Source organism: Myxococcus sp. CA023, assembly GCF_010998615.1.
Lineage (GTDB): Bacteria > Myxococcota > Myxococcia > Myxococcales > Myxococcaceae > Myxococcus.
Window position 1 is genome coordinate 1 of the sequence record NZ_JAAEAH010000018.1, and the last position, 25,369, is coordinate 25,369.

A 25,369-nucleotide genomic window follows, 5' to 3' on the forward strand; every position below is an offset into this window, starting at 1 on the left:
CATGTCCCCCACTCCCCTGGCCGGAGCGGCCTCCACCGAGGCCCCCCTCTCCGCGACTCCACCCGGCGTCTCCGCGCCCCGGCATGCGTTCGCGCTGGCCGGGCTCACGGGGGTGGCGCTGGTGGCGCTCCTCGGCGTCGAGGGACCGGTGGCCACGCGCACGGTGCTCATCGGCGGTGCCTGTCTGGTGCTCTGGCTGACGGAGGTGGTGCCCTCGTTCGTGCCCACGCTGTTGCTGCTGGGCGCCACGCCCGTCCTCCTGGGGCCGCTGGACCGTGCCTATCAGCTGCCGTCGGTGCTCGCGTGGTGCGCGGACCCGGTGCTCGTCCTGTTCCTGGGTGGCTTCACGCTGGAAGTGGCCGCCATGCGGCACGGACTGGATGCCTCGGTGGCGCGGCACGTGATGCGGCTGTCGGGTGGACGGCCGCGGCGGCTGGTGTTGCTGGTGATGGCGGGCGTCGCCTTCCTCTCCATGTGGATGTCCAACGTGGCCGCGGCGGCGATGATGCTGGCCGCGCTGCGTCCCCTGCTCCAGGCCATGCCCGCGGGCGCGCCGCTGCGGCCCGCGCTGCTGCTGGGCGTGGCCCTGGGCGCCAACGTCGGCGGCATCGCCACGCCCGTGGGCAGCGGTCCCAATGCGCTCGCCGTATCCGCCGCGTCCGAGCATGCGCAAGTCACCTTCGCGAAGTGGATGTCCTTCGCCCTGCCGCTCACGCTGCTCCTGCTGCTGGCGGGATTCGGTCTGGTGCTGCTGCGCTTCCGCGTGGGCGGCAGGCTGACGCTGCCCACCGAAGCACCCGTGTCCCTGGCGCGCTCGGGACGCCGCGTGCTCTGGGTGAGCGCGGCGTGCGTGGTTGCCTGGCTGTCGGAGCCGCTCCACGGTGTGCCCGCGCCCGTGGTGGCGCTGGCCGCCACCGCGCTGCTCTTCGGCAGCGGCCTGCTGAAGCGCGAGGACCTGGGACGGTTGGACTGGGCCACGCTGCTGCTCATCGCCGGCGGCATCGCCCTGGGCCGGCTGCTGGAACACTCCGGGCTCATCGCTCGCGCACTTGCCGGCGCGGACCTCGCGGGCTGGCCGGTGACGGTGCAACTGGGGGTATTGGTGGCCGTCGCGGCGGTGCTGTCCGCGCTGATGAGCAACACCGGGACCGCGGCGCTCCTCATCCCCCTGGCCACACAGCTGCATCCCGCCGCTTCGACGCCCATTCTCGTGGCCCTGGGATGCTCGCTGGGCATGCCCTTCGTCATCAGCACCCCGCCCAATGCGATGACGGTGGGCGAAGGGCTGGCCTCCTCCGAGCTGATGAAGTTGGGGGTTCCCCTGATGTTGGGCGGCTGTCTGCTGGTTAGCCTCTCGGGACCTGCCGTGCTGCGCCTCTTTGGGTTGCCATGAGTTTCTCTCCCCGCCTGCGCGGCACCACGGTACGAACGCGGCGTCCCGGAAGAAGCAGTCGCGCGGCATGCGCGTTGAAGGGGCACTGCTTGCTCAGGCTTCGGCGGAGGTGAGCCCGTGACGAACGTGACCATCACTGAGTATGAAACGCGCCTCTACTGGCAGGGGGAGCGCGGCGCCGTGCTGACGAGCGACCGTGCGCCGCCCGTGCCCATTGGCCAGCCGCTGACCGGGCAGGACACCGTGGCCGTGGGCCCATGGTCCCCGGAGGCCCTGCTCGTGGGCGCGGTGGAGGGACGCACCCTGCTGGCGTTCCTGGAGCAGGCGCGGGAAGCGGACGTGCGCGTGCTCTTCTACCAAAGCTCCGCGGTGGCCCGCGTGGTGTGTGGCGCGGACCAGCCGCCGCACCTCACGGACCTCATCGTGCGCCCACACGTGGCCGTGGCCACCGAGGCCGACGCGGAGGCCGTCCGGCTCATCTTCACCGAGCTCCCCGCTCAATGCTTCCCCAGCTCCGTCGTCAACATCACTCCGCGCATCGAACCGGTGGTCGAGACGTGGCACGCTCGTAGCAGTGGTCGAAGCGTACCCGCCGCGATTGCCCCCGCATCCTGACCTGACAGCAAAGGCTCCACCCCTCCATGTCCCCACAGCGCATCCTGGTCGTCGACGATGAGGACAATGCCCGCCGGGCAATTGCCACCATCCTGAATGAGGAAGGCTACGAAGTGGCCGAGGCCGCCAACGGCGCCGAGGCCCTGGCTCGCATCGGCGAGTTCTCCCCCGCGGTGGTGCTCACCGACGTGCGCATGCCGCAGATGGACGGCCTCACGCTGCTGAAGACGGCCCGCGAGCAGGGCAGCGACGCCACCTTCGTGATGATGACGGCGTTCGCCAGCGTGGAGACGGCCGTGGAGGCCATGAAGTCCGGCGCGGACAACTTCCTGCTCAAGCCGTTGGACGCGGACCAGGTGCTCGTCACCCTGGGCAAGGTGCTGGAGAAGCGCAGCCTGCGCCAGGAGGCCGAGGCGCTGCGGGATCAGGTGCGCTCGCGCGTCCGCCGCTTCCACGACATCATCGGCGAATCGCCCCAGCTCCAGGGCATCTACGACGTCATCCGGAGGGCGGCGGGCACGCGCGCCACGGTGCTCATCCTGGGCGAATCGGGCACGGGCAAGGAGTTGATTGCCCAGGCCCTGCACCAGGAGTCGCCACGCAAGGACAAGCCCTTCATCCGTGTGCACTGCGCGGCCCTGTCCGAGAACCTGCTGGAGAGCGAGCTGTTCGGCCACGAGAAGGGCTCATTCACGGGAGCGCTGGCCCGGAAGGAAGGCCGCTTCGAGCTGGCGGACGGCGGCACGCTGTTCCTGGACGAGATTGGCGAAATCTCTCCCGCCGTGCAGGTGAAGCTGCTGCGCGTCCTCCAGCAGCGTGAGTTCGAGCGCGTGGGTGGCACCCAGACGCTGAAGGTGGACGTGCGCATCGTCGCGGCCACGCACCGGGACCTGGTGGCCGAGGTGAAGGCGGGGCGGTTCCGCGAGGACCTCTACTACCGGCTCAACGTGGTGAGCGTGACGCTACCGCCGCTGAGGGACCGCAAGAGCGACGTCCCCGCGCTGGTGAACCACTTCCTGGAGAAGTACAGCGATTCATACGGCAAGCAGGTGCGAGGACTGGCGCCCGGGACGCTCCAGGCGCTGCTGTCCCATGACTGGCCGGGCAACATCCGCGAGTTGGAGAACGCCATCGAGCGCGCGGTGGTGCTGGCGCAGGGACAGGAGCTGACCACCGATGACCTGCCGCCCGTGCTGCGCGGCCCCCGGCCGCATGGGACGTCCACGGGCGCGCTCATCCCGGGAGCCACGCTGGCAGCCATTGAGCGTGAGGCCATCCTGCGCACGCTGGAGATGGTGCAGGGCTCCACGTCCCGGGCCGCCGAGGTGCTGGGCATCAGCGTGCGGAAGATTCAGTACCGGCTCAAGGAGTACAGCTCGCCGGATGGCGCGCCGCTGAAGGTCGTGGCCGACGAGGCGGATGACCTGGCCGCGGAGTCGTAGCGGTTTGATGGGTGGGCTGGGGCACTGCTACCGTGCCCTGGATGAGATGGCGTTCGAGGCGAGCCTCGGTTCACCGGGGCAACGTGCTGCTGCGGGTCCTGGTCTGGGGTGCGAGCGGAATCCTGCTGCTCGCCATGTTGGCCCTCGCGGCCTTCCACGTCTGGTCTCACCGCCAATATGGCCCCGCCATCGGGCAGTTCCGGGCCGACGTCACGGCGCAGGTGGAGTTCTTCTGCGAACAACAGGCGCTGGTGGGCGCGGAGCCGTGGTTCCACGAACCGCGGGGCTCGGGCGATGCGGGCCCGCTGCTCAACGATTGGCTCCGCGTGGCTTCCGGCCCGCCCGGTCTGGAAGAGTCACCCCTTCGACTCCCGGCACACCTTCTGTTGCTCCAGAAGGCCGAGAGCATGGAGGACTGGATAACGGCGGACCTGGACCTCTCCAGCCTGGACTTCGGCTGGATGCGCCAGATGCATGCGTTCGACCACTGGAATGCCATTCCCCGTGCGTCCATCGCACCGGGCAAGCCTTTCGACTTGATGTCCGCGTCCTTTCCGGAGTTCTCGCGCCTGGTGCTCTGGTCGAAGTTGCGGCTCCGGCATGCGATTGAACAGGGGACGCCGCTGGAAGCCGTGCGCGACGTGAGGCAGCTCGCGTGGCTGGCCTACCGCACGGACACGCTGTTGGGCGGCATGGTCGCCCTCTCATTGCTCACCGTCGAACACAGGATCCACGCCACCTTGGAGAATCCCCCGCCTGACTGGCGGCCCATGAGCCTCGAACAACAGAGGCGCTTCAAGGCCGTGCTGTGGTCCGCCTCTGCCTTTTCGAGCATCGCTTCTCCCGTGGAGGTCAGCGAGAAGGCACGCGCGTGTGAGCCGGCGATTGGCCGCTGTATTGGCCTGGTGGAAGCCGCCCTTCGCGGCCGTTACCTGGAACCCTATGCGAAAGGCACGCACCAGCAGGCGTACCTGGAACTCAAGACAGCCAGCGCGGCGGGCCACTGCCCCACGCAACTGCTGGCGTCCATCTGGGAGCAAGGGTTCACGGTGACGGATGACGATACAGGGCTGGGTGTAGGGGACGAGCGTCCCCTGGCGGCGCGGCTGATTCCCACGAGCGCCCTCAGGGGCCCCTTCGCACTCCAAATCCTGGCATCCTCGCTGACCACCCTCGACCCGCTCCGCGAGCTCAAAGCCCTGTCCCCCGCCCCATAGCAAGGGCAATGCCTCCAGGGACGGACATCTACGACGGGCGTCGTTGACTCTTACGACGGCCGTCGTAATACTCCGCGAGATGACCACCCACGCCCTCCCGCAGCCGACGCGTGCCGAGCTGGCCATCCTCCGCGTGCTCTGGAAGCAGGGCCCCAGCACCGTCCGGCAGGTGCACGAGCTGCTCCGGGGCACCCAGGACAAGGACACCGGCTACACCACGGTCCTCAAGCTCCTCCAGAACATGACGGAGAAAGGCATCGTCCAGCGTGACGAGAGCGAGCGGACCCATGTCTATGAAGCCGCCATCAGCGAGACGCGCACCCAGCGCGACCTCCTGCGCGACTTGATGGACCGGGCCTTCGGGGGGTCCGCCACGTCGGTCGTGGCCCAAGCGTTGTCCATGAAGCGCGCGTCCGCCGAGGAGCTGGCGGAGATTCGCAGGCTGCTCGACGCACACGAAAAGCGGGGGAAGTGATGGACGCGCGTTATCTCCACGCCCTGGAACAGGCCCTGCTCGGCTTCCTGTGGCAGGGCGCGGTGGTGGCCCTGGCTGTCGCGGGTATCCTGTCCCTGACGCCGCAGCGCGCCGCGCGGACGCGTTACGCCACCGCGTGTCTGGGGATGGTGGCCATGGCCGTGTTGCCCGTGGTGACGTTCCTGACCGCGCTGGCGGAGGCCTCGCGCGCCGTGACGTTCGGCGCCTTCGAGTCCCTGACCCAGTCCAGCATGCTGACCGTAGTCACGACGGAGACCGCGTTCCTGGCGGATCCGCACTGGACGGAGGTGCTCCGGCCCTGGCTGCTGCCGGCATGGTGCTGCGGTGTGCTCCTCCTGTCGGCCCGGACCGTGGCCGCATGGATCATCACCCACCGGATGGCCCGGCAGGAGACGCAAGCCCCCTCGGCCCCCTGGCGAGAGGCGCTGACCCGTGCGTTGCGCCACGTCCGCCTGTCCCGGCCCGTGCGCCTGCTGGCCTCCGCCCGCGTCGACGTGCCCATGGTCATTGGCCTGTGGCGCCCCCTCATCCTGGTGCCAGCGGGTGCCATCACCGGGCTGTCCGCCGCGCAGTTGGAGGCCATCCTCGCCCACGAGTTGGGCCACATCCGGCGCCACGACTACGTGGTCAACCTCCTCCAGTCCTTCGTGGAGACCCTCCTGTTCTACCACCCGGCCGTCTGGTGGCTGTCTCACCGCATCCGCGAGGAGCGTGAGCACTGCGCGGATGACCTGGCCGTCCAGTGCTGCGGGGATGCGCTGCTCTACGCCCGCGCCCTGGCCCACATCGAGGAGCTGCGCCTGGCCCCATCACCCCACCCCGCCCTGGGCGTCAGCGATGGCTCGCTGCTGATGCGCGTGCGCCGGCTGCTGTCCGCGTCCGAGGACATGACGCCGCGCAGGTCCTGGCGGCTCGCCAGCGGACTGGGCAGCGCCGTGCTCGCCGTGGCCCTGGGGTCGTCGCAGCTGCCGGAGACGGCCCACGCCACGGAGCCGGTGAGCGCGCCGCCCCTCCACGTGGAGGCCACCTCCGGCACGGTGCAGCGACTGTCCAGCACCACGCCCATGCACCATCTGCTCGTGGCCCCGGCGGCCTTCTCCGCCCAGGCCCGGCAGGCCCCCGCGCCCCTCGAGCGCCCGAAGGCGGCGGCGAAGCCAGCGCGAGCACCCGCGGCGAAGCCCCGTCCCACGCGGCCCGCCCCCCTCCTCATCCCGGACACGGGGACGATTGCCCGCACGGAGCTGTCGCGCGTGCCCTACTCGCTCGACGGTGAGCCCGCCGCGCCCGTCCTGCTCGAGGACACCTCCCAGGAGTCGCCCGAAGCCGCCCTGGCCGAGGCGGCCTCCGCGCACGCCGACGAGCACGCCACCGAGCTGCCCCGGGTGGTCGTCTCCGCGCCGGCGCCCTCGCGAGCCTCCGCGTTCGACGCCGTCTACAAGGCCATGAAAGCGTCGGCTCCCGTCAAGACGCTCCGGCCCGGAATCACCCCGCCCCGGTTCCTCTCGGGCGAGCGCATCCACCTTCCCAATATCGTCTACGGGATTCAGTCCCACTTCGGAGGCTTCCCCAAGGGCGCGGTGGTGGCCCGCTGCATCATCACCGCGCAGGGCTCCGTCACCGATTGCCAGCCCATCCAGGGCCTGCGGGGCCTGGAGGAAGGCGTCATTCGCACGCTCTCCACATGGCGCTACGAGCCCGCCACGCTCAACGGGAAGCCCGTGGCCGTGCGCTACGTCTTCGACATCTGGTTCACGAATGAGCCGGGCGGCGGAACGAACGAGTCCCGGCAGTTCGCGGGCCTCGACCTCTCCGATGTGGTGGGCGCCGCGACCCCAGGGACGTGCGACGACTGCGACGCCTTCGAGTTCCACAGCCCGACGGCGCAGCGGTAGCGCATCCCGCCTTCCGCTGACGGGCCCTACCCCGCCAGCGGCATCCGGAGGATGAAACGAGCGCCCCCACCGGGCGCCGTGTCCACCTCCAGCGAACCGCCATGCTGCGTGACGATGGCATGGACGATGGACAGCCCCAGCCCCGAGCCCTGAGCCTTCGTGGTGAAGAAGGGCTCGAAGATGCGGTCCCGGACCTCCTGGGGAACACCCGGGCCGCTGTCGTCCACGGTGAGCCACACGCGCCCGCCCTCGTGCCCCGCGGACAACGTCACGGTGCCTCCCGCTGGCGTGGCCTCCAGCGCGTTGAGGCACAGGTTGATGAGCACCTGACGCAGCCGCTCCTCCTCGCCCGCCACCGACGGCACCGGCGCCTCGCGTGGCGAGACTTCCAGCGACACCTTGCGGGACGCGGCCTGTCCGCTCAGCAGGTCCACCACCCGCCGCAGCAGCTCGTTCACATCCACGGAGGCGGGACGGAACTCGCGAGGCCGCGCGAACTGGAGGAAGTCCTCCAGGATGTGGTCCAGGCGGCGAATCTCATCGCGCACCAACAGCAGCGGCTCCAGCAAGGGCGCCTGCTGCCCATCCGGAAGACGCCGTAGACGCCGCTCGAGGACGGAGAGCTGGAGCGCCGCCGCGTTCAGCGGGTTGCGGATTTCGTGGGACAGGCCCGCCGTCATCGTCCCCACCGCCGCCAGCTTCTCCGTCATCTGGGCGCGCCGTGCCAGCTCGCGCTTCTCCGCGTGCAGGCGAACCTGCCGCATCGCCTGCTCCAGCGTCAGCAGCAGCTCCTGCGGCGCGCAAGGCTTCATCAGGTACGCACACGCGCCCGCCCGCACCGCGGCCACCGCCGTCTCCAACGTGGCGAAGCCCGTGAGCAACACCACCTCCGAGTCCGGCGACGCGGCCTTCAGCTCGGCGGCCAGCGCCGTCCCATCTCCGTCTGGCAGGCGCAAATCCACCAGCGCCACGTCGAAGCCCTCCCGGACCCGCTCGCGCGCCGCCTTGCAACTGGACGCGCCGCGGACGGCGTAGCCCGCATCCCCGAGCAACTCCTCCAAGTTGTCCAGGAAGGCCGCGTTGTCATCCACCACCAGGACGGACGGAAGGGACGGAGGGGTGGGCTCGCTCATGAGGCGTGGGTGGGGCGCGCCGCGTGCGCCGTTTCCAGCACCTCCATCAGCGCGCCTGGGTCGAAGGGTTTGGAGAAGACGCCCGTGGTCCCGTCAAGCGGGGCCGCGTCGGGATAGGCGGTCATGACGAACGTGGGCAGGTGAGGAAAGCGCGCGCGCAGCCGTCGCAGGGCCTCACCATCCGGCCCACCGGGAACGCGCAGGTCCACCAGCGCGGCGAAGGGCTGCGCGCAGAGGATTCGGTCCGCGTCCAGCACCGAGGCCGCCGTCACACAGGAGAAGCCGCGCCCGCGCAGCAGCTCGGCGATGTTGTCGCTCAGCGCCGGGTCGTCCTCCACCAGCACCACCAGCCCATCCCGGCGAGCACCGGACAGCAGCTCCACCAACGTGGGGATGGGCACGGGCTTGGGCAGCACCGCGAGCAGACCTTCGCGCCGGGCCGTCTCCAAGTCATCCTGGCGTGGGTGCGCGGTGATGACCACCGCGGCCAGGCCCGGGTCCACGCGGCGGAGGTGGTGCACGGCATCCGCGCCGCTCATGCCGGGCATGCGCATGTCGGTCAGCAGGACGTCGAAGCGCGTGGTGCGCGCCAGCCGCACGGCCTCGTCACCGCTCGTGACGACAGTGGCCGCGTCCCCGCCGTCGCGCAGAATCTCCGCGAGGTTCTCCGCGAACGCCAGGTTGTCATCCAGCAGGAGGTACTGGCGCATGCGTCTCCTCCGAAGCGACGAGGGAAAGCCGAATCACGAAGCGCGCTCCCGCTTCGGGACGGGGGACATACGCGATGCTCCCCCCATGCCGCTCCACGATGCGCTTGACCAGCGGGAGCCCGAGCCCGATGCCGCGCGCCTTCGTCGTAATCAGCGGCTCGAAGAGGCGGCGGCGGATGACGTCGCTGACGCCCGGCCCGGAATCCTCCAGCACCAGTTCCACCATCCCCGGCTCGCGCGTGGCGGCGGACAGTGACACCGTCCCGCCCGTCTCCTCCAGAGCCTGGACGGCGTTGTCGAGCAGGTTCACGAACACCTGGCGTAGCTGCCCCGCGTCTCCCTGAACCGCGGGCAATGAGGTCAGTCCCTCCGCGCTCACGGCGACAGTGTCGGGCCGCTGCACGGCCTTGAGCGCTTCCTGCCAGACCTCGTCCAACCAGACCTCCTGCCGGTGCAGGGGCCGGTCCCGAATCATGTCCAGCAGGTCGGAGACGATGCGGTTGGCGATGCCCACCTGGTCGCCAATGCGGTCCAGGTGCTTCGTCGTGCGCTCGTCCACGGCCCCCGGGCGCCCCCGGAGGATGTAGAGCGACGTCTCGATGACGCCCAGCGGATTGCGCAGCTCGTGGCCGATGGAACCCACCAATTGGCCAAAGGTGGACAGCCGCTCGCTGCGCGCCTGCTGCGCCAGCAGATCTTCCCGGTACGTGTGGAGCATGATGGCCAGCTCCAGGTCGAGAATCTTCCCCACCGCGGAGCGGGCCGCGCGGAGCGCCGCGGGCTCCTCCAGGTAGGTGGCGTCGATGTGGCTGTTGAACTCCTGCCGCAGGATGTTCATCGCGCCGAACATGTAGTGCTGCGGCAGGGCGATGCGCACGTGCATGCGGCCAATGCGGCAGCGCAGCGCGTAGTAGGCCTCGTCCCAGGGGCCGCGGAGGAGCTGGTCCATCCACACCTGCAGGGTGCCGCGCAGGTGGCCCACCTGGCTCTCGCCCCCTTCGAGCGCCTGCCGAGCCCCTTCATGCTCCAGGATGCGGTCGTAGAAGACGCGAGCGAAGCGCGCGAAGTGGGGCTTCGCGGTGGCGTGCAAGGTCACGAGAGCCTGCTCGTCCGCCGAGCTGAACCCCACGTACCGCTTCAATTCCTCGAACAAGGTTTCCGCCATGAGTCCTGGGGTAAGAGCCTATCCGCGCTGAACGCATGAGCGCAGGAACTTCCTCCCCCGCTTCGCGCTGGCTCGGCACGCCGCCCAGGGGCCACGGCCCGCGAGTCCAAGGACTCCGCCGGGGACATGACAGGGACCGCCTGTGGCGCACCACGAATGGTCATGTAGGCTCCTGGAGCCCGGCCACTCCGGCCCGGCGAGAACTCTTCAGCAAGCCCCAGGCCAGTGCATGTGCACGGAGGGTAGCCCAAGGAGGCGTGCAGGAAGTGCGCGCATCCCTCCTCCGGATTCAGCAGGCGCAAGGTTTGCACGCGAACATGGGTTCACGGCGAATCCCCACAGCCCCCAGACTGCACTCCGTTCTGGTATCGCGCCTGCTCCCCCATGACACGGGGGTGCCGTCATTCTCCCCCACCGAGCAGGTACTCCAGCAACTCACGAACAGGAGATGACAGGCCGTCCCAGTCCTGGAAACAGACACAGAGTCGGCGCTGGGCCCAGGTCTCCGAAAGGGGCACCTTCCGATAGGCGCCCTCCCGCTGATGCCGATTGGCAACGCGCTCCGGGACGATGCCCAGTCCCACGCCGTGAGACACCATCTCGCACAGCCCCCGGAAGCCCTTCATCCGGACGCGGAAGGACACGTCGAATCCCGCGCGACGTGCGTGCCCGTCAATGTGCTCCTGCAAGGCGCTCTCGGCCGACAGGCCGATGAAGGGCTCCCGATACACATCACGGAGCGCGAGGCTCTTGGATGCAGCCAGCGGGTGCCCGGCGGGGATGATGAGCACCAGCGGGTCGGGCTCCACCGGGCGGACTTGAAGCGTGCCCGTCTCCACGGCGTCCGAAATCAGTCCGGCCTCCGCCAAGCCTGCCTCGACCGCCTTGACGATATCCGCGCTGGTTCGCTCTCTCAGGTCGATGTTCAGCCTCGGGTGCCTGGCAAGCCATGGCGCCAGCTTCTCGGGCAGGTACTCGGTCAGCGCCGCGGTGTTGGCATAGAGGCGAATGGTGCCGCGCCGGCCTGAAACAAACGCATTCAACTCATCCTTCAACAACTCCTGTTGATGCAGGATCAACCGAGCGTGGTGCACGAGTGCGTCACCCGCCTCGGTCGTGACCACGCCCCGAGGCCGCCTCTCGAGCAGCTTGACGCCCACCGCATCCTCGATGCTTCGCAGACGCTCGCTCGCGGATGCCAGCGTCAGGTTCGCGCGTTGGGCACCTTGCGTGATGCTCCCCGCATCCACGATGCAGAGGAACAAGCGAAGATCCGCGAGGTCGAGCCGCATCGCGCCTCCTGCGCACGCTGCCTCCGGCGCGTCCGAAGGGAGTCACGAGACGCTCCGCATTGTGCCAGAGCACGCCGGGTGGTCCAGTCGGCGCACGTCGCGCGCCTGGAGCGCGCCCACTGGAATCGCCATGCCCCAAGACGACGGAAAGCGGGTCGCCAGCATCGCCAGCGCGGTCATGACCTTGCGAGGCGCGCAAGCCGAAGGGCGGTGAAGCGCCTCAACCGGACCCAGGGAGTGAGGTGCACGAAGTCGTCGTATGGCGTGGTTCCGGCCTACCACGGCCATCGAGTAACAATTGCCACATGCCCTTTCCTCGCGCGGTGTTCGTCTCGCTCGCCTTGGTCCTCCTCGGATGCTCCGGGTCGTCGAACGACTTGGAAAGGGAGGCGCCACCGAATGACGCGGAGTCCACAAAGGCGGAAGACGGTCTCGCCGGACTGACTCGCATCGCGACCGCCGAGTACCAGGCGTTCTATCTGGTGGATGGGCAGGTGCTGGGTATCGGCTCCAACCGCGCTGGACAGCTCGGCGTGGGGCATTCCATTCCCGGCAACCACGTGCCCCCCATTCGAATCTCACTTCCGGAGCACCTGCGATTCAAGGACGTCGCGGGCGGTGGGTTCCAGAGTCTGGCGCTCGACACCCAGGGGCGCGTGTGGACGTTCGGCCAGAATCTCTACGGCCAACGCGGGGATGGCACCACGAACGACTACCCCAACACGAGCACGACTCCGAACAACGGCCAGCCCTACCTCATCCTCACCGACGCCACGGGAGCGGTGTTCGACAATGTCGTCGCGGTGCGCAGCGCGATGCTCTTCAACATGGCCTTGAAGGCAGACGGCTCCGTCTGGGTCTGGGGCATGAGCGGCACGGCGATTGGCAACACGCTGGGCATTGCCGGCGATGGCAACACCAGCGCGCGCAACATCACCCGCCCCACACGCGTCCCCCTGCCCCCAGGCGTGCGAATCACCTCATTCACCACCAACGACAACACCCTCTTCGCGACGGATGACGCGGGAACGGTGTGGGCCTGGGGTGGTGGCACCGCCGCGGGGGAGACATTGGGCACGGGCAGGCACAACGACTATGCGCGGCCGAATCCGGTGAACATCCCCGTCAAGGTGACGGAAGTCGCCGCGGGCGGCAGTCGCTGGGTGGTGGCGCTGGACGAGCATGGCGACCTGTGGGGCTGGGGCATCCAGGGCACCTATCTGGGCCTGGGCAATCCCGCGGGCGGCTGGTACCCGGTGGCCACGCCCGTGAAGCTGTCCTTCCCGGCGTTCGGCTCACGCAAGGTCACCCACGTGTCCGCGAACGGCCACGCCACCCACGCCATCCTGGACGACGGCTCGCTGTGGGGCTGGGGCGACAGCGCGATGGGCGAAGTCGGCAACGGGGTGATGCTGGACTTCGCCACCTACCACACGCCCTACCGTTGGGACTGGTCGCAGTATCAGATGATGGTCTTCGACCCCGTGCGGATTGCCCCGGGCGTCACCTTCAGGGCCCTGCACAACACCGCGCAGTCGTTCTACGGCTACGCCACGGCCACGGATGGGACCATCTACTCCTGGGGCCGGAACAAGACGGGTGTGCTGGGCAACGGCGTGCTGCCCACGGGTGACCTGGCCAACCGGCCGGACAGTTGGAACGTGGCAACCGCCACGGCAGTGCCCGCGCACCTGCTCGACTTCGCCATCCCGACGCCGTCGAAGTAGGCCACCGCGGCGCGGCGAGGGGCGCAAGCGCTGCTTCAGCGCTTGCGCTTTGGAGAGGGCGGCGGAATTGAAGCGCCGGGGCCGGCACCGCCTAGTGAGTGAGGGGGCCCCGGGACTCCATCCGCCGGGGCGCGACCTGCTCGCGCGTCACCGTCTCACGGCCGGTGGCCCTTCCCCGCTCCAGCAGCGACTTGAAGCGCAGCAGGTCGTCATCCATCTGCTTCTTCGGGTCCGCGCCCAGCAGCCTCGCGAAGGCATGGCCAATGGCCCCGGCCGGCGGGTTGTAGGACAACCGGATGTCCACCCGAGTGCCGCCGCGCGGCGTGGACTCGAAGTGGATGACGCCCAGGTTCTCCACCGCCGTGCCCTCCACGCTCTTCCAGGCCAGCACCTTGTTGGGCACGAACTTCGTGACGACGGCGTCCCATTCGAAGTGCAGCCCCGCGGGCCCGCGCACCTTCCAGTGCGAGCGGCCCTCGACGCCCGGAATCACTTCATCCACGTGTGTCATGAACCGGGGGAAGTTCTGCATCTCCCGCCAGAAGGCGAACACCTCCTCTACCGGCGCGTTCACGTTGATGTCCTTGTGAAGGGTGATGGCCCGCCGTCCTGCCCCCATCCCCGTGAGCCGCCGCAGCCCCAGGTTCGTGAAGGCCCGCGTGCCCAGCATCATGCCGCCCAGGGCCGCCAGGGTTCCCATCAGGCCCCGGCGCCCCAGCCCCCAGGCCGTCAGCGTCATGCCGCCCAGCGCCCCGAAGAGCCGTTCGGACGGCGACCAGTGCTCCTGGAAGAAGGGCCTCGACTCACCCGAGCGCATGCTGCCTCCTTGCAGCGCCGAGTGCGCTGAGCCCTCCGCATACGGAACAAGCTGGTTGTCCAGCCCATGCACCCCCTGCACCTTGCCGATGCGGGGCAGCACGCGCCGGAGTTCCTCGCGAAGGATGGGGCCTTCCAACCGAACCAGGCCATCCCGAGCCATCACGCGAATCGCCCCGGGATGCGAGCACACCCGGCCCAGGGCCGAGCGCACCCGTTCCTCCAGGACAAGGTCCTCCACCGGTGCCCGGTGCAGCTTGCGCATCGATTCGAAAAAGACGCCGCGCGAGCGCTGCGAAAGGTCCCGGGCGACGACGCCTACCGCGCCTCCCGCCTCATGCGCCGCGTGGACGGCCTTCCCCTGCAGATGGGACCTGCGCCAGCGGCCACTGCGTGGATCCGTCCAGTACATCAGCCCCAGGCCCAGCCCAGCGCCACCGATTCCCCATAGGGCAGCTTTCATCGTCCGCCTCCTTCTGGCTCGTGTCCTTCGCTCCACGGAACGTGAAGGCGGCGATGGCGCGGTGCAGCAGACGGGAAGGGGCTGCCTCGCTCGCGTCCACAGGGGATGCCTGACCACCAACCGGGCGGCCCGGGGCCCGGAGGTCCTCACGTTGACCGGGCAACGAGGAGGTGCCAGCGCGAACGCCCGTCCCGTTCCATGAGGCCACCGGCGTGGCCAGCTTTCTCCTGACGAGCGCCCGTTCCATTCCAGGGAGCGGCGAGGAGTGGCGGCATGCGAGAGCCCGAATTCCAGGACCGCTATGAGGGAGGCCGCGTGCTCGCGGACCACCTGCGGCGCCACGCGCGGCAACCCGGCACCCTGGTGCTGGCGCTGCCACGGGGCGGCGTGCCCGTGGGCGCCGAAGTCGCGCGGAAGCTCGGAGTGCCGCTCGATGTCTTCCTGGTCCGCAAGCTGGGCGCGCCCGGCCATGAGGAGCTGGCCATGGGCGCCATCGCCTCCGGGGGCGTGCGGGTGCTCAACCGCGAGGTCGTGGACGAGCTGAACATCGGCCGCGAACAGATTGAAGCCGCGGCCCGCCGCGAGGCCGTGGAGCTCCAGCGGCGTGAAGAGAGCTACCGGGAAGGCCGGCCGCTCCCCGACGTGCGTGGGCGCACCGTCCTCCTGGTGGATGATGGGCTGGCCACTGGAACGACGATGCGGGCGGCCGTGGCGGCGCTGCGGCTCCTGGAGCCCGCGGCCATCATCGTGGCCGTGCCCGTGGCCGCAGCCGAGTCCTGCGAAAGCCTGGCCCAGGTGGCGGACGAGGTCGTCTGCGTCCGCATGCCCGAGCCCTTCTATTCCGTGGGCCTCTGGTACCGCGACTTCGCGCAGACGGAGGACGACGAGGTGCGCGCCCTGCTCGCCGAGGCAACCCGGGAATGGGCTGCCAGCGAAACACAGCCCTCCGCCTGAGCCTGGCGCCTCGCGGACCTCAGCCGCGCGGAGCCGGCCTCCATGTGCGCATGGACGTCCGCCCCACCATGATGTCCACCAACCGCTTCACGCGGCGGAAGACGCTCTCCTGCGTGTAGGGCACGCCGTGCTTCTCGCACAGCGCCTTCACCTTGGGCTGCGCCTGCCGGTAGCGCGTCATGGGCAGGCTGGGCCAGAGATGGTGCTCGATCTGGTAGTTCAGCCAGCCGTGGAGGAAGTCCACCACGTCGTTGCCGGTGGCGTAGTTCGCCGAGCCCACCACCTGCCGCACGGAGAACTCCGCGCCGCTGCGCGCCCGGCCCTCGAAGCGGTAGAGGTCATCCCCCGCGTGGTTGGGCGCGATCAGCACGAAGCTCTGGATGTTGGTGAGCACTTCCGCGAAGACGCTGTTGGCGAAGACGCTGAGGACGGCCCACGCGCCCAGTGGCGCGAAGAGCGCGGGCAGCAGCACGAAGCGCAGGCCCGCGTAGGGCAGCAGGCACGTCCACCAGAAGGCACGGCCTTCGACGGTGAACGGGTTGAAGGCGGTGATGAGGGGCAGCGTGCCGGATTCGTCCGGTCCTCCCGCGCGCTTGCGTTCGAAGCGCCGCCACTCCAGGAACGTGTTGGGCGCGTAGTACGTCACCTTCCACGTGCAGGCGAAGAACGCGACCAGCGCGTACTTGGCCAGCATGGGCATGCGCGATTGGCGCAGCCACTCCGTGTTCATCTCCACCAGATCCGGGTCCGCCGTCTCACCCGTGTGTCCGTGGTGCAGCACGTTGTGCTCATGCCGCCACGCCTGGGGATGAATCCAGTCCGGCCAGTCCAGGAAGCGGCGCCACCCGGTGGCGAAGCGCTTGCCCGTGTAGTGCGCCGGCACGCCCGGCACCTTGTCGTAGCCCCGGTGCGTGACGTGATGGGCCATCATCGTCCAGCGCGCCGTGTTGCCTTGCGCGATGAGCAGCGCCGACACGAGATTGGGCATCAGCCACGCCGTCGCGTAGCCCAGCGCGGAACAGGCCCGGCCCCAGCGTTCAATCTTCCGCGCGTGCGCCAGGTCCGCCTCGCCGAGTGAAGACTCCAGCTCCTGCTTGAGCGCCTGAAGGTCCTGGGCGAAGGCTTCCGGCTCGGCGAGTACGTGGGGGTGGGAGGTGGGAAGGGACGTCCGCGGCACTTCGTCGACGAGCAGGGGGACTGCCAGGGTCATGATGGGATCGGCATCTCGGTGAGGGCATCCAGGGTGGCGGCCACCAATCGAGTTCCAGTCCCTGATATTCCGGATGGGGAAGTCCATGGGCCTGTTCACTCGCCCGCCACACCACCAGTGCGGCACGCCAATGCCAGACGAGCCACCGTCCGACCGAGGATTGCGGTTAAGCTCCCGAGCTCGCCGCCCACCGCATGCACGAGTTTCCTTCCCGTCGACAGTTGCTGCTGGCCGTCCTGGTGGCCACGATTCTCTCCGCGGCCGTCGAGGGGGTCTGGAGCTCCTCCGGGGCGGTGAGCCCCTCTGCCCGCGTCCTCCTCACCGCCGCGGTGGGGCTGCTCATCAGCGGCACCCTGGCGCTGTTGCTCCTGCGAACCCAGGAGCGCGCTCACCGCGCACGAGACGCCGCCCTGCGCAGCGCGGATGACGCCAGCGCGCTTCGCGAAGCCGTCATGGACGTGACGCCCGTGGGCTTCGCCTTCTTCGACCGCGAGCTGCGTTACGTTCACATCAACACGGCCCTGGCGGCGATGCATGGCCTGCCCGCGGAGCGGCACCTGGGCCGACACGTCACCGAGGTGATGCCCGACCTGGGCAAGCTCATCGCGCCGCGCCTCCAACTGGCGCTCAGCACGGGGGCCTCCATCCAGGACACCCTGCTCCAGGTGGAGACGCCCGCCGCGCCGGGCGAGAGCCGCTTCTGGTTCGGCAGCTATCTGCGCGTGTGCGGCGCGAACGGCGAGGTGCTGGGCGTCATCGCCGCGATGTCCGAGCTCACCGAGCGCATGCGCGCGGAGAAGAGCCTCCAGGAGCATGAGGGCCGGCTGGACGTGCTGACGCGCTCGCTGCCGGACTACCTGTGGGGCGGCAAGCTGCGCGGCGGGAGGCTGCGCGACTTCTACTGCACGCCCGTCATCGAGCGCACCACCGGCTATGCCGCCTCCGCGTTCGTCCAGCCCGCGCCGGATGGCGGACCGCCGCCGCTGTGGGCGGAGATGATCCACCCCGAGGACCGCGCCCGCTACCGGGCCAGCATCGAGGGCCTGGCCCCCGGCGCCGAGGCGGAGCTGGAGCACCGGCTCATCTGCGCCGACGGCCGCGTGCGTTGGGTGCGCAGCCGCGCCGCCGCTTCCGCGTTGGATGCGGAGGCTGAGCTGCATGTCGGCTGCGTCGTCACCGACATCACCGACCGGCGACTCGCGGATGACCTGCGCCAGCGCCTGCATGACAGTTTCCGCCGCTCCGCCCAGGAGTGGCGCCGCACCTTCGACGCGGTGGCCTCGCCGCTGATGGTGTTGGGGGCGGATGGCACCGTCCAGCGTCTCAACGCCGCCGCCATCGCGCTCTTCGGAGGCATGGACCCGTCCGGCCAGCCGCTGTTCACCGCGGCCAGTGCCCCACCCTGGTCGCACGCACTGCCGTTGGTGGAGCAGCTGCGCCGCACCCGCGCCAGCGCCACCCGCGAGCTGAGCGACCCGGGCTCGCGCCGCACGTGGGAGGTGTCCGCCACCTGGGTGGAGGAAGCGGGCGGCGAGGACTCGCGCATCATCCTGGTGGCCACGGAGGTGACGCGTCTCCTGGAGCTCCAGGCCAGCCTGCGACGCAGTGAGACGATGGCCGCCATGGGCGCCATCGTCGCGGGCGTGGCCCACGAGGTCCGCAACCCCCTCTTCTCCATCTCCGCGGTGGTCGACGCGGTGGAGGCGACCTTCGGCGCGCGCGCGGAGCTCCAGCCCTACGTCGACGTGCTGCGCGGCGAGGTGAAGCGCCTCAACCACCTCACGCAGGAGCTCTTCGAGTACGGCCGCCCCACCCGCGGCGAATGGGTGGAAGGCCCCGTGCTCCCGGTGATGGAGGATGCACTCTCCGCGTGCGCCCTGGCCAGTGAGCGAGCCGGTGTGAATGTGAATCGCGAGTTGGCGGCACAGCTGCCCCGCGTTCGCATGGACGCCCGGCGTTTGTTTCACGTGTTTCGCAACGTGGTGGAGAACGCGGTGCAGCATTCACCGGCGGGCAGCGCGGTGCGGGTGACAACGGAAGAAGTGGAAGAGGCGGGCCGGGCCTGGGTGCGGTGCACCGTGCGCGACGGTGGGCCGGGCTTCCGCGCGGAGGACCTGTCCCATGTCTTCGAGCCCTTCTTCAGCAAGCGGCGCGGCGGCACGGGGCTGGGCTTGTCCATCGTCCAACGCATCCTGGAGGAGCACCAGGGTATCATCCGCTTGCGCAATCACCCGGAAGGCGGCGCGGAAGTCACACTGCTGCTTCCTGCTGTTTCTTCGCGTGTATCAACCCAGCACGTAGACTCCCTGACCTCATGACGCGTACCCGAATCCTTCTCGTGGATGACGAGCCCGGCATCCGACTGGGCATGAGAGGCTTCCTCACCGCCCATGGGTTCGACGTGGACGAGGCCACCAGCCTCGCCGAGGCGCAGGAGGCGTTCCGCACCTCGCGTCCGGACGTGGCCGTGGTGGACTACCGGCTCACGGACGGCACCGCGCTGGAGCTGCTGCCGCGCCTCAAGGACATCGACGCCTCGGTGCCCCTGGTGGTGCTCACCGGCCATGGCTCCATCGAACTGGCCGTCCAGGCCGTGAAGGAAGGCGCCGAGCAGTTCCTCACCAAGCCGGTGGAGCTGGCCGTCCTCAAGGTGGTGCTGGACCGGCTGGTGTCGCAGCGCCGCGAGCGGCAGCGGCTGCTGGCGGAGCGTTCGCGCATCGCCCGTGGGACGGTGAACCCCTTCATGGGTGGCAGCGCCGCCATCCGCGCGCTCCAGGCGCAGGCCGAACGCATCATCGAAAGCGACAGCCCGGTGCTCGTCACCGGCGAGACGGGCAGCGGCAAGAGCGTGCTCGCGCGGTGGCTGCATGAAGGCGGCCCGCGCAAGGACGCGCCCTTCGTGGACCTCAACTGCGCGGCGCTCTCCAAGGACTTGCTCGACTCGGAGCTGTTCGGCCACGAGAAGGGCGCCTTCACCGGCGCGGTGGCCGCCAAGCAGGGCCTGCTGGAGGTCGCCGACCGGGGCACTCTCTTCCTGGACGAGATTGGCGACATGGACTCGGCCGTCCAGCCCAAGCTCCTGAAGGTGCTGGAGGAGAAGCGCTTCCGGCGGCTGGGCGACGTGAGGGACCGCCGCGTGGACGTGCGCCTCATCGCGGCCACGCATCAGGACCTGGCCGTGGCCGCCCGGGACAAGCGGTTCCGCAGCGACCTCTACTTCCGCGTCAGCACGCTCATCCTCCATGTCCCCCCGCTGCGTGAGCGGCCCGAGGACATCGTCGGGATGGCGCACCAGTTCCTGGCGGAGCTGGGCGCGGCGCGAGGCCGCGGCGGCGTGGGGCTGCAACCCGACGCGGAGACGGCACTCACCCGCTACGCATGGCCTGGCAACATCCGCGAGCTGCGCAACGTGCTGGAGCGCGCGGTGCTGCTGTCCGGCGGCGGGCCCCTGTCCCGGGGGGACTTGCGCTTCGAGGCCACCGCCGGCGAGCCCGCCTCCGACGCCGACGACCACCTCACCCTCGAGGAGCTGGAGCGCCGCCACATCGAGCGCATCCTCCGCCGCGAGCACGGCCACGTGGAGCGCGCCGCCGCGCGGCTCGGCATCCCCCGGTCGTCCCTTTACGAGCGGCTGAAGCGCCTGGGCATCAACCGGTCCGGATTCCAGAAACCGGATCCGTAGCCTGGACACAGCAAGCAGTTTTGAGCCGGGGCGCGGGAGCAAGCACCGGAACTTACTTGGAACCGAGATATGCCTGTCTCTGGCCCTGAGCTTGCTTGCGGGCCCGCTCCGTGGCCCAGAACATCCTGATCGTCGACGACGAGTCTTCCCTCTGCTGGGTGTTGGGCCAGTTCTTCTCCGGGGCCGGCTACCGCGTGGACTCGGCCGGCGCGCTGGACGAGGCCCTGGACCTGATGACGACGGGCCGCTACGACCTGGTCATCAGCGACCTGCGCCTGAGCGGAACGCTCTCCGAAGAAGGGCTGATGCTGGCGGACTTCGTGCGCCGCTACACGCCCCAGACGCGGGTGGTGCTGCTGACGGCGTTCGCGACCCAAGAGCTCACTGACCGCGCGCAGGCGCTGGGCGTGGACCTGGTGCTTTCCAAGCCGCAGCCGCTGCCCGCGCTGGCCGAGCACGTCTCACGCCTGCTCGCCGCCGCCGCGGTGTAGTTCGCGCCCCCGCCGCCGCGTGCGAGTCCCCCAGGCTCCGCGCGACGACGCGTCATCGAGTTGCATGTCGCCGGGACGGACCCGAACAACTGGGACACCGACGGCTCATCGTTTCTTGAGTCGGTCATCCGCCGGTGAGAACCTTCGCGGCTCCTCGGCGGGGCCTGTCCCAGCCTCGACCATTCATGCACCTTCCTCACTTCACACCGTCCTCACCGCGCAACTTCCTTCGCCGCGTGACACGGCTCGCCGCCCCGTTGTTGCTGGTGGCTTCGGCCACCGCCAGCGCCCAACCCGCGGCGTCGCAGGCCATCGACGTGCAGCAGTACAAGCCGGCTCCGGGTGCCTATGACGTGCTCGGCATGCACGGCGCGCGCATCGCGCCGCACCTTTCCTGGAACCTGGGCGCGTCGCTCAACTACGCGAATGATCCGCTCAACCTCGTGGACCCGCGAGCGGACCGGTTCCTCTACCGCATCGTGGACAGCCAGCTCACGCTGGACCTGATGGGCGCCATCTCCCTGTTCGACCGGGTGGAGATTGGCGTCGCGCTGCCCATCTCCCACACGACGTCGGAACCCGCCGCCGCGGTGGCGCCGGACCTGTCGAACGGCGTGGGGACCACGGGCGTGGGTGACCTGCGGCTGGTGCCGAAGGTCCGCCTGCTCTCCACCGACAGCGGCATCCACCTGGCGGTGACGGCGCCTTTGACGCTGCCCACGGGCGGCGGCTCGAAGTTCCTGGGCTCGGACACGGTGACGTTCCAGCCGCGCTTCGTGGCGGAGTGGGCCACCACCGCCGTCCGCCTGCTGGCCAACGTGGGCTTCAACGTCCGCCGCGAGGAGCAGCTGCGCAACCTCCGCGTGGGCAACGAGTTCGCCTACGCGGTGGGCGCCGAGGTGCCCCTCACGCAGGCCCTCACGGCGCAGGCCACCCTGGCGGGCGCGCTGGGCCTGAAGGAGACGAGCGCCGAGGAGCGGCCCATGGAAGTCCTGGCCGCGCTGAAGTACCGCTTCACTCCGGGGTTGGCCGCGCATGTGGGCGCGGGCCCGGGCCTGTCGCGGGGCTATGGCACCCCGTCCTTCCGCGTGCTCGCGGGTGTGGCCTGGACGCCGTTCGAATCCAAGGGCGGCCCCGCCTCCGCCGCGCCGGTCTGCGACCTGGGGCCCGAGGACTTCGACGGATTCCAGGACGACGACAACTGCCTGGACCCGGACGATGACGGTGACGGCATCCCCGACGTCACCGACGTGTGCCCCACCGAGCCGGAGACCTTCAACGGCTTCCAGGACGAGGACGGCTGCCCGGATGACCCGAACGCCCACCAGCCGCCCACCGAGGCGGGCCAGCCCGCACCGGCCCCGGCGCCCCTGGCGCTGCCGCCCGCGCCGGTGGATACCGACAAGGATGGCGTCGTCGACTCGGAGGACCTGTGCCCGGCCGAGCCGGAGGACATGGACGGCTTCGAGGACGAGGACGGTTGCCCCGACCCCGACAACGACCAGGACGGCATCCCGGACGCCGTGGACCAGTGCCCGCTGGAGGCGGAGACCATCAACGGCGTGAAGGATGACGACGGCTGCCCGGACCAGGGCAAGGCGCAGGTGCGCGTGGAGGGCGCGCGCATCGTCATCCTGGACAAGGTGTACTTCGGCACGGGCCGGGACGTGATTCTGGCCAGGTCCCACGGTCTGCTGCGGCAGGTGGCCTCCACGCTCAAGGCGAACCCGCGGATCCTGGTGGTCCGTGTGGAAGGCCACACGGATGACCAGGGCGACGACACGAAGAACCTGGACCTGTCCCAGCGGCGGGCGAAGAATGTGGTGGCCTTCCTGGTGAAGGAAGGCATCGCGGCGCAGCGGCTGGACGCGGTGGGCTATGGTGAGGCGAAGCCGGTCGACACCAACGAGACGGACAAGGGGCGCGAGAACAACCGGCGCGTCGAGTTCAACATCGTGAAGGTCGCCGAGCCTTCGACGGGAGGAGGCACGCGGTGATGCGGACAGCCCCTTGGATGATGGCGGTGATGCTGGCGAGTCCACCCGCGCTCACCGCGCAGACGCAGGCGCCGTGCGGCGGGCTGCGCTTCGAAAACGGCCGGATGGTGTTCGGCAGGCCGCTGTCGCCCCAGGGCGCGGAGACGGACGCGTGCCTGGCGCACGTGGCCCAAGCGCTCCTGGCGCGCCCCGCCATCCGTTCCGTGACGGTGGCGGCGAAGCTCCCGGACGCGGACCGGCTGGACGGCCGGGGCCTGGCCGCGGCGAAACGGGCCGCGGATGTGCTGGTGGCGGCGGGCGTGCCCCGCACGCGCGTGTCCGCCATGGCGCCGCCGTCCGTGGAAGGCGAGCCCGCACAGCTCCAGCTCGCCTACGTGGAGCGGCCCGCCCAGCCCGCGGTGGCCCGGCTACGGGCGGCCAGCGGCGCGGTGGAGGCCGGCGCGACGGAAGCCCAGCTCCTCGCGCGGACGGTGGGAGACTCGCTCTACCCGGGCGAGCTGCTGCGCACCGGCGCGGACGCCCGGGCGGAGCTGGCCCTGGCGGACGGCAGCACGGTGCGCGTGGTGGAGAACAGTCTCATCAAGGTGGGCGCCATCGAGCTGATGGCGAACCTCCAGCGCAAGGTGCAGTTGGACTTGCTGCGAGGCACCGTGGAGACGGACGCGGCGCCGGGTGGCGCGGGCTCCATCTTCGAGGTCCGCACGCGCGGCGCGGTGGCCGGTGTGCGTGGCACCCGGTTCCGCGTGTCGGCCCAGGACGACGGCACCAGCCGGCTGGAAACACTGGAAGGCAAGGTGGCCCTCATCGCGGAGCAGGCCGAGGTCGAGGTGTCGGGCGGACATGGCTCGCGCGCGAAGCCGGGCTCGCCTCCGGAGCCGCCTCGCCCGCTGCTGCCGGCGCCCACGCTGGTGGGCCCTCGGGGGGGCGCGTTCGCCTCGGCCCCGAAGGTGTCCTGGCGGACGCTGGCGGGCGCCGCGACCTACCGCGTGGAGGTGGCCCGCACGGCCGACTTCGCCGCGAGTGTCCAGACGTATGACAGCGCCAGCGCGGAGCTGGCGATTCCCGGGCCCCGCCAGGGCAAGTGGTTCTGGCGCGTGATGGCCGTGGACGGAGACGGCTTCGTGGGCTTCCCCTCGAAGATCTACGCCTTCGACGTCCAGCCCTGAGACTGTTGCGTTGCGTGCGCCCATGGACTCCAGTCCCGCCGAGCCCCACCGCCGCGACGGCCTCCGTCTGCCCTCGCCCGCCATGTTGCGGGTACTGGGTGCGTGCGTAGGCATCGCGCTGGCGGGGGTGACGGCGGCCACCGGTGGCGCACCGGGATTCCTGGAGCGCTCGCTCTACGACCAGGCGGTGAGCCGGCTGCTGCCCGCCGTGCCGCCGAGCGCGGACCTGGTGCTGGTGGAAGTGGATGACCGCGCCCTCGCGACGCTGAGCGAGCGTTGGCCGCTGTCACGCACCACGTGGGCCCGCGCCTTCCATGCGCTCGCCGCCCAGCGCCCCTCCGCAGTGGCGGTGGACGTCGTCTTCGACCAGCCCGGGCCGCGTGACGCGCTGGAACTGGGTGAGGACATCCTGGAGGCGCTCCGCCGCTCCGGGCTGACGGAGCAGCCCGCGGGTGAAGCCTTGGCGGCGGACCTGGAGGCACGGCTCCGCGCGCGCGACGGCGATGCCCGGCTGGCCGAAGCGATTTCGGAAGGGCACGGTGTCGTCCTGGGAGCCGCGGCGCTCACGGACGACGTCCCGGGGATGGCGCCCCTCCAGGATGGCGTCCTGGGCACGCCGCTGGCCCTGCCCGCCCACGCGCTGCGGCTCCAGGCCCAGGAGGTGGCGGGGAGCATCGCGCCCCTGCGCATGGCGGCTCGGGGCAGTGGAACCCTCAACATGCTGGTGGACGGTGACGGCGTCATCCGTCGATATCCCTACGCCGTGGGCGTGAGCGGACAGGCCTGGCCTTCGCTGGCACTGGCCACCGCGCTGCACCTGACGCCCGAACGGGCGGAGCCTCTGCGCGAGCTGGCGGCATGGGACCGCGGCGCTCCGTTGATGCGGCTGCCCGCGCCCAACTGGCTGCCCCGGGTGAGTCTGGCGGACCTGCTCCACGCGGACCCGCGCTCGGTGGGCTTGGACCTGGCGCTGCGAGGCAAGACGGTCTTCGTGGGTGTCACCGCCACGGGGCTGCATGGCCAGAGCACCCTGCCCGGCCAGGTGGCGGTGCCCGGCGTGGAGATTCACGCCTTCGCCATGGACAACCTGCGGTCGGGCCGGCTGATGCGCTCGTCGGGACTGGTGGCGCTGCTGGGCGTTCTGGAGACCGCGGCGGTGCTCGCGGCCTTCGTCTGGCTCTGCAGGCGCGCGCGCACGTCCGGCGCGGTCCTCCGATGGGCGGTGACGCTGGCGGTCCTGCACACGGCGCTGGTGGCGTGGCTGGCGTCGGACCCGGGCTGGGTCATTCCGCTGGTCCCCGCGTGGGTGGGCCTCATGCTGATGCTGGTGGTGGACGCGGCGTCGCGCGCGCGGGAGATGGGCCGGCAGCGAGGCGCCCTCCGCCGGCTCTTCATCCGCTACCCCCAGGCATCCGTGGAGCCGGCAGCGCCGCAGCCAGACGCCCAGCGCGCCCGCGCCGACGCAATGCACCAGGACTAGCGGACAGCCAAACAACCGCACCGGGCGA

At 70.1% G+C, this 25,369-nt stretch carries 20 protein-coding genes; 14 read left to right on the forward strand and 6 right to left on the reverse strand.

Annotated features, from left to right (window positions below):
• From F8M74_RS10165 to F8M74_RS10190, 6 genes are all read left to right on the forward strand, one after another.
• Positions 1 to 1,393, forward strand: a 1,393-nt coding sequence (locus F8M74_RS10165; RefSeq protein ID WP_141607757.1) for a DASS family sodium-coupled anion symporter, incomplete at its 5' end; no start/stop codon positions are given.
• Between the two features lie 117 nt (positions 1,394 to 1,510).
• Positions 1,511 to 2,008, forward strand: a complete 498-nt coding sequence (locus F8M74_RS10170; RefSeq protein WP_141253034.1) for an OsmC family protein — start codon at positions 1,511 to 1,513, stop codon at positions 2,006 to 2,008.
• Positions 2,009 to 2,034: 26 nt separating this feature from the next.
• Positions 2,035 to 3,450, forward strand: a complete 1,416-nt coding sequence (locus F8M74_RS10175; RefSeq protein ID WP_141253035.1) for a sigma-54 dependent transcriptional regulator — start codon at positions 2,035 to 2,037, stop codon at positions 3,448 to 3,450.
• A gap of 83 nt (positions 3,451 to 3,533) precedes the next feature.
• Positions 3,534 to 4,667: a hypothetical protein gene (locus F8M74_RS10180; protein ID WP_141253090.1), complete on the forward strand. Its 1,134-nt coding sequence runs from the start codon at positions 3,534 to 3,536 to the stop codon at positions 4,665 to 4,667.
• Between the two features lie 79 nt (positions 4,668 to 4,746).
• Positions 4,747 to 5,142, forward strand: coding sequence for a BlaI/MecI/CopY family transcriptional regulator (locus tag F8M74_RS10185; protein WP_140863658.1), 396 nt, complete (start codon positions 4,747 to 4,749; stop codon positions 5,140 to 5,142).
• Positions 5,142 to 7,055 (forward strand): M56 family metallopeptidase, encoded by a 1,914-nt coding sequence (locus F8M74_RS10190; RefSeq protein WP_216619804.1) that lies wholly within the window; start codon positions 5,142 to 5,144, stop codon positions 7,053 to 7,055. Before F8M74_RS10185 ends, F8M74_RS10190 begins: the two co-directional genes overlap by 1 nt.
• A 26-nt stretch (positions 7,056 to 7,081) precedes the next feature.
• Here the strand turns inward: F8M74_RS10190 and F8M74_RS10195 are convergent, their stop codons facing one another.
• From F8M74_RS10195 to F8M74_RS10210, 4 genes are all read right to left on the reverse strand, one after another.
• Positions 7,082 to 8,188, reverse strand: coding sequence for a sensor histidine kinase (locus F8M74_RS10195; RefSeq protein ID WP_141253037.1), 1,107 nt, complete (start codon positions 8,186 to 8,188; stop codon positions 7,082 to 7,084).
• Entirely contained in the window at positions 8,185 to 8,898 is a 714-nt protein-coding gene (locus F8M74_RS10200) for a response regulator (protein WP_141253038.1), read from the reverse strand. Before F8M74_RS10200 ends, F8M74_RS10195 begins: the two co-directional genes overlap by 4 nt.
• The gene (locus F8M74_RS10205) at positions 8,873 to 10,063 is read right to left on the reverse strand and encodes a sensor histidine kinase (RefSeq protein ID WP_141253039.1); all 1,191 of its coding nucleotides are present in this window, start codon (positions 10,061 to 10,063) and stop codon (positions 8,873 to 8,875) included. The genes F8M74_RS10200 and F8M74_RS10205 overlap by 26 nt, the downstream gene beginning before the upstream one ends.
• A gap of 401 nt (positions 10,064 to 10,464) precedes the next feature.
• Entirely contained in the window at positions 10,465 to 11,355 is an 891-nt protein-coding gene (locus F8M74_RS10210) for a LysR family transcriptional regulator (RefSeq protein ID WP_141253040.1), read from the reverse strand.
• A gap of 305 nt (positions 11,356 to 11,660) precedes the next feature.
• On the opposite strand from F8M74_RS10210, the gene F8M74_RS10220 reads away from it, so the two are divergent.
• Positions 11,661 to 13,082 carry a hypothetical protein gene (locus F8M74_RS10220; protein ID WP_141253041.1) on the forward strand — a complete coding sequence of 474 codons (1,422 nt, stop codon included), beginning with the start codon at positions 11,661 to 11,663 and terminating at the stop codon, positions 13,080 to 13,082.
• A 91-nt stretch (positions 13,083 to 13,173) separates the two neighbouring features.
• On the opposite strand, the gene F8M74_RS10225 is transcribed toward F8M74_RS10220, so the two are convergent.
• Positions 13,174 to 14,361, reverse strand: coding sequence for an SRPBCC family protein (locus F8M74_RS10225; RefSeq protein WP_228559672.1), 1,188 nt, complete (start codon positions 14,359 to 14,361; stop codon positions 13,174 to 13,176).
• A 273-nt stretch (positions 14,362 to 14,634) separates the two neighbouring features.
• On the opposite strand from F8M74_RS10225, the gene F8M74_RS10230 reads away from it, so the two are divergent.
• Positions 14,635 to 15,315, forward strand: coding sequence for a phosphoribosyltransferase (locus F8M74_RS10230; RefSeq protein ID WP_141253042.1), 681 nt, complete (start codon positions 14,635 to 14,637; stop codon positions 15,313 to 15,315).
• Between the two features lie 19 nt (positions 15,316 to 15,334).
• On the opposite strand, the gene F8M74_RS10235 is transcribed toward F8M74_RS10230, so the two are convergent.
• Positions 15,335 to 16,525 (reverse strand): fatty acid desaturase, encoded by a 1,191-nt coding sequence (locus F8M74_RS10235; RefSeq protein ID WP_141253043.1) that lies wholly within the window; start codon positions 16,523 to 16,525, stop codon positions 15,335 to 15,337.
• Between the two features lie 194 nt (positions 16,526 to 16,719).
• Between F8M74_RS10235 and F8M74_RS10240 the strand changes: the two genes are divergently transcribed.
• The 6 genes from F8M74_RS10240 (at position 16,720) to F8M74_RS10265 (ending at position 25,341) form a co-directional block, all read left to right on the forward strand.
• Positions 16,720 to 18,843, forward strand: a complete 2,124-nt coding sequence (locus F8M74_RS10240; RefSeq protein ID WP_141253044.1) for a PAS domain-containing protein — start codon at positions 16,720 to 16,722, stop codon at positions 18,841 to 18,843.
• Complete coding sequence (locus F8M74_RS10245) at positions 18,840 to 20,207, forward strand: sigma-54 dependent transcriptional regulator (RefSeq protein WP_141253045.1); 1,368 nt, start codon at positions 18,840 to 18,842, stop codon at positions 20,205 to 20,207. Before F8M74_RS10240 ends, F8M74_RS10245 begins: the two co-directional genes overlap by 4 nt.
• Before the next feature lie 110 nt (positions 20,208 to 20,317).
• A complete protein-coding gene (locus tag F8M74_RS10250) occupies positions 20,318 to 20,698 on the forward strand; it encodes a response regulator (protein WP_228559674.1) in 381 nt (126 codons plus the stop codon).
• A gap of 185 nt (positions 20,699 to 20,883) precedes the next feature.
• Positions 20,884 to 22,695, forward strand: a complete 1,812-nt coding sequence (locus F8M74_RS10255; protein ID WP_216619800.1) for an OmpA family protein — start codon at positions 20,884 to 20,886, stop codon at positions 22,693 to 22,695.
• Positions 22,695 to 23,861, forward strand: coding sequence for a FecR domain-containing protein (locus F8M74_RS10260; RefSeq protein WP_216619799.1), 1,167 nt, complete (start codon positions 22,695 to 22,697; stop codon positions 23,859 to 23,861). The genes F8M74_RS10255 and F8M74_RS10260 overlap by 1 nt, the downstream gene beginning before the upstream one ends.
• Before the next feature lie 22 nt (positions 23,862 to 23,883).
• Positions 23,884 to 25,341: a CHASE2 domain-containing protein gene (locus tag F8M74_RS10265; RefSeq protein WP_141253049.1), complete on the forward strand. Its 1,458-nt coding sequence runs from the start codon at positions 23,884 to 23,886 to the stop codon at positions 25,339 to 25,341.
• The last annotated feature ends 28 nt before the right edge of the window (positions 25,342 to 25,369 follow it).

What these genes read in the sequence shown, in the direction of transcription:
- F8M74_RS10175 (WP_141253035.1), top strand. Translation starts at nt 2,035, where the DNA reads ATGTCCCCACAGCGCATCCTGGTCGTCGACGATGAGGACAATGCCCGC.
- F8M74_RS10185 (WP_140863658.1), top strand. Translation starts at nt 4,747, where the DNA reads ATGACCACCCACGCCCTCCCGCAGCCGACGCGTGCCGAGCTGGCCATC.
- F8M74_RS10190 (WP_216619804.1), top strand. Translation starts at nt 5,142, where the DNA reads ATGGACGCGCGTTATCTCCACGCCCTGGAACAGGCCCTGCTCGGCTTC.
- F8M74_RS10195 (WP_141253037.1), bottom strand. Translation starts at nt 8,188, where the DNA reads ATGAGCGAGCCCACCCCTCCGTCCCTTCCGTCCGTCCTGGTGGTGGAT.
- F8M74_RS10200 (WP_141253038.1), bottom strand. Translation starts at nt 8,898, where the DNA reads ATGCGCCAGTACCTCCTGCTGGATGACAACCTGGCGTTCGCGGAGAAC.
- F8M74_RS10205 (WP_141253039.1), bottom strand. Translation starts at nt 10,063, where the DNA reads ATGGCGGAAACCTTGTTCGAGGAATTGAAGCGGTACGTGGGGTTCAGC.
- F8M74_RS10210 (WP_141253040.1), bottom strand. Translation starts at nt 11,355, where the DNA reads ATGCGGCTCGACCTCGCGGATCTTCGCTTGTTCCTCTGCATCGTGGAT.
- F8M74_RS10220 (WP_141253041.1), top strand. Translation starts at nt 11,661, where the DNA reads ATGCCCTTTCCTCGCGCGGTGTTCGTCTCGCTCGCCTTGGTCCTCCTC.
- F8M74_RS10225 (WP_228559672.1), bottom strand. Translation starts at nt 14,361, where the DNA reads ATGAAAGCTGCCCTATGGGGAATCGGTGGCGCTGGGCTGGGCCTGGGG.
- F8M74_RS10230 (WP_141253042.1), top strand. Translation starts at nt 14,635, where the DNA reads ATGCGAGAGCCCGAATTCCAGGACCGCTATGAGGGAGGCCGCGTGCTC.
- F8M74_RS10235 (WP_141253043.1), bottom strand. Translation starts at nt 16,525, where the DNA reads ATGACCCTGGCAGTCCCCCTGCTCGTCGACGAAGTGCCGCGGACGTCC.
- F8M74_RS10240 (WP_141253044.1), top strand. Translation starts at nt 16,720, where the DNA reads ATGCACGAGTTTCCTTCCCGTCGACAGTTGCTGCTGGCCGTCCTGGTG.
- F8M74_RS10245 (WP_141253045.1), top strand. Translation starts at nt 18,840, where the DNA reads ATGACGCGTACCCGAATCCTTCTCGTGGATGACGAGCCCGGCATCCGA.
- F8M74_RS10255 (WP_216619800.1), top strand. Translation starts at nt 20,884, where the DNA reads ATGCACCTTCCTCACTTCACACCGTCCTCACCGCGCAACTTCCTTCGC.
- F8M74_RS10260 (WP_216619799.1), top strand. Translation starts at nt 22,695, where the DNA reads ATGCGGACAGCCCCTTGGATGATGGCGGTGATGCTGGCGAGTCCACCC.
- F8M74_RS10265 (WP_141253049.1), top strand. Translation starts at nt 23,884, where the DNA reads ATGGACTCCAGTCCCGCCGAGCCCCACCGCCGCGACGGCCTCCGTCTG.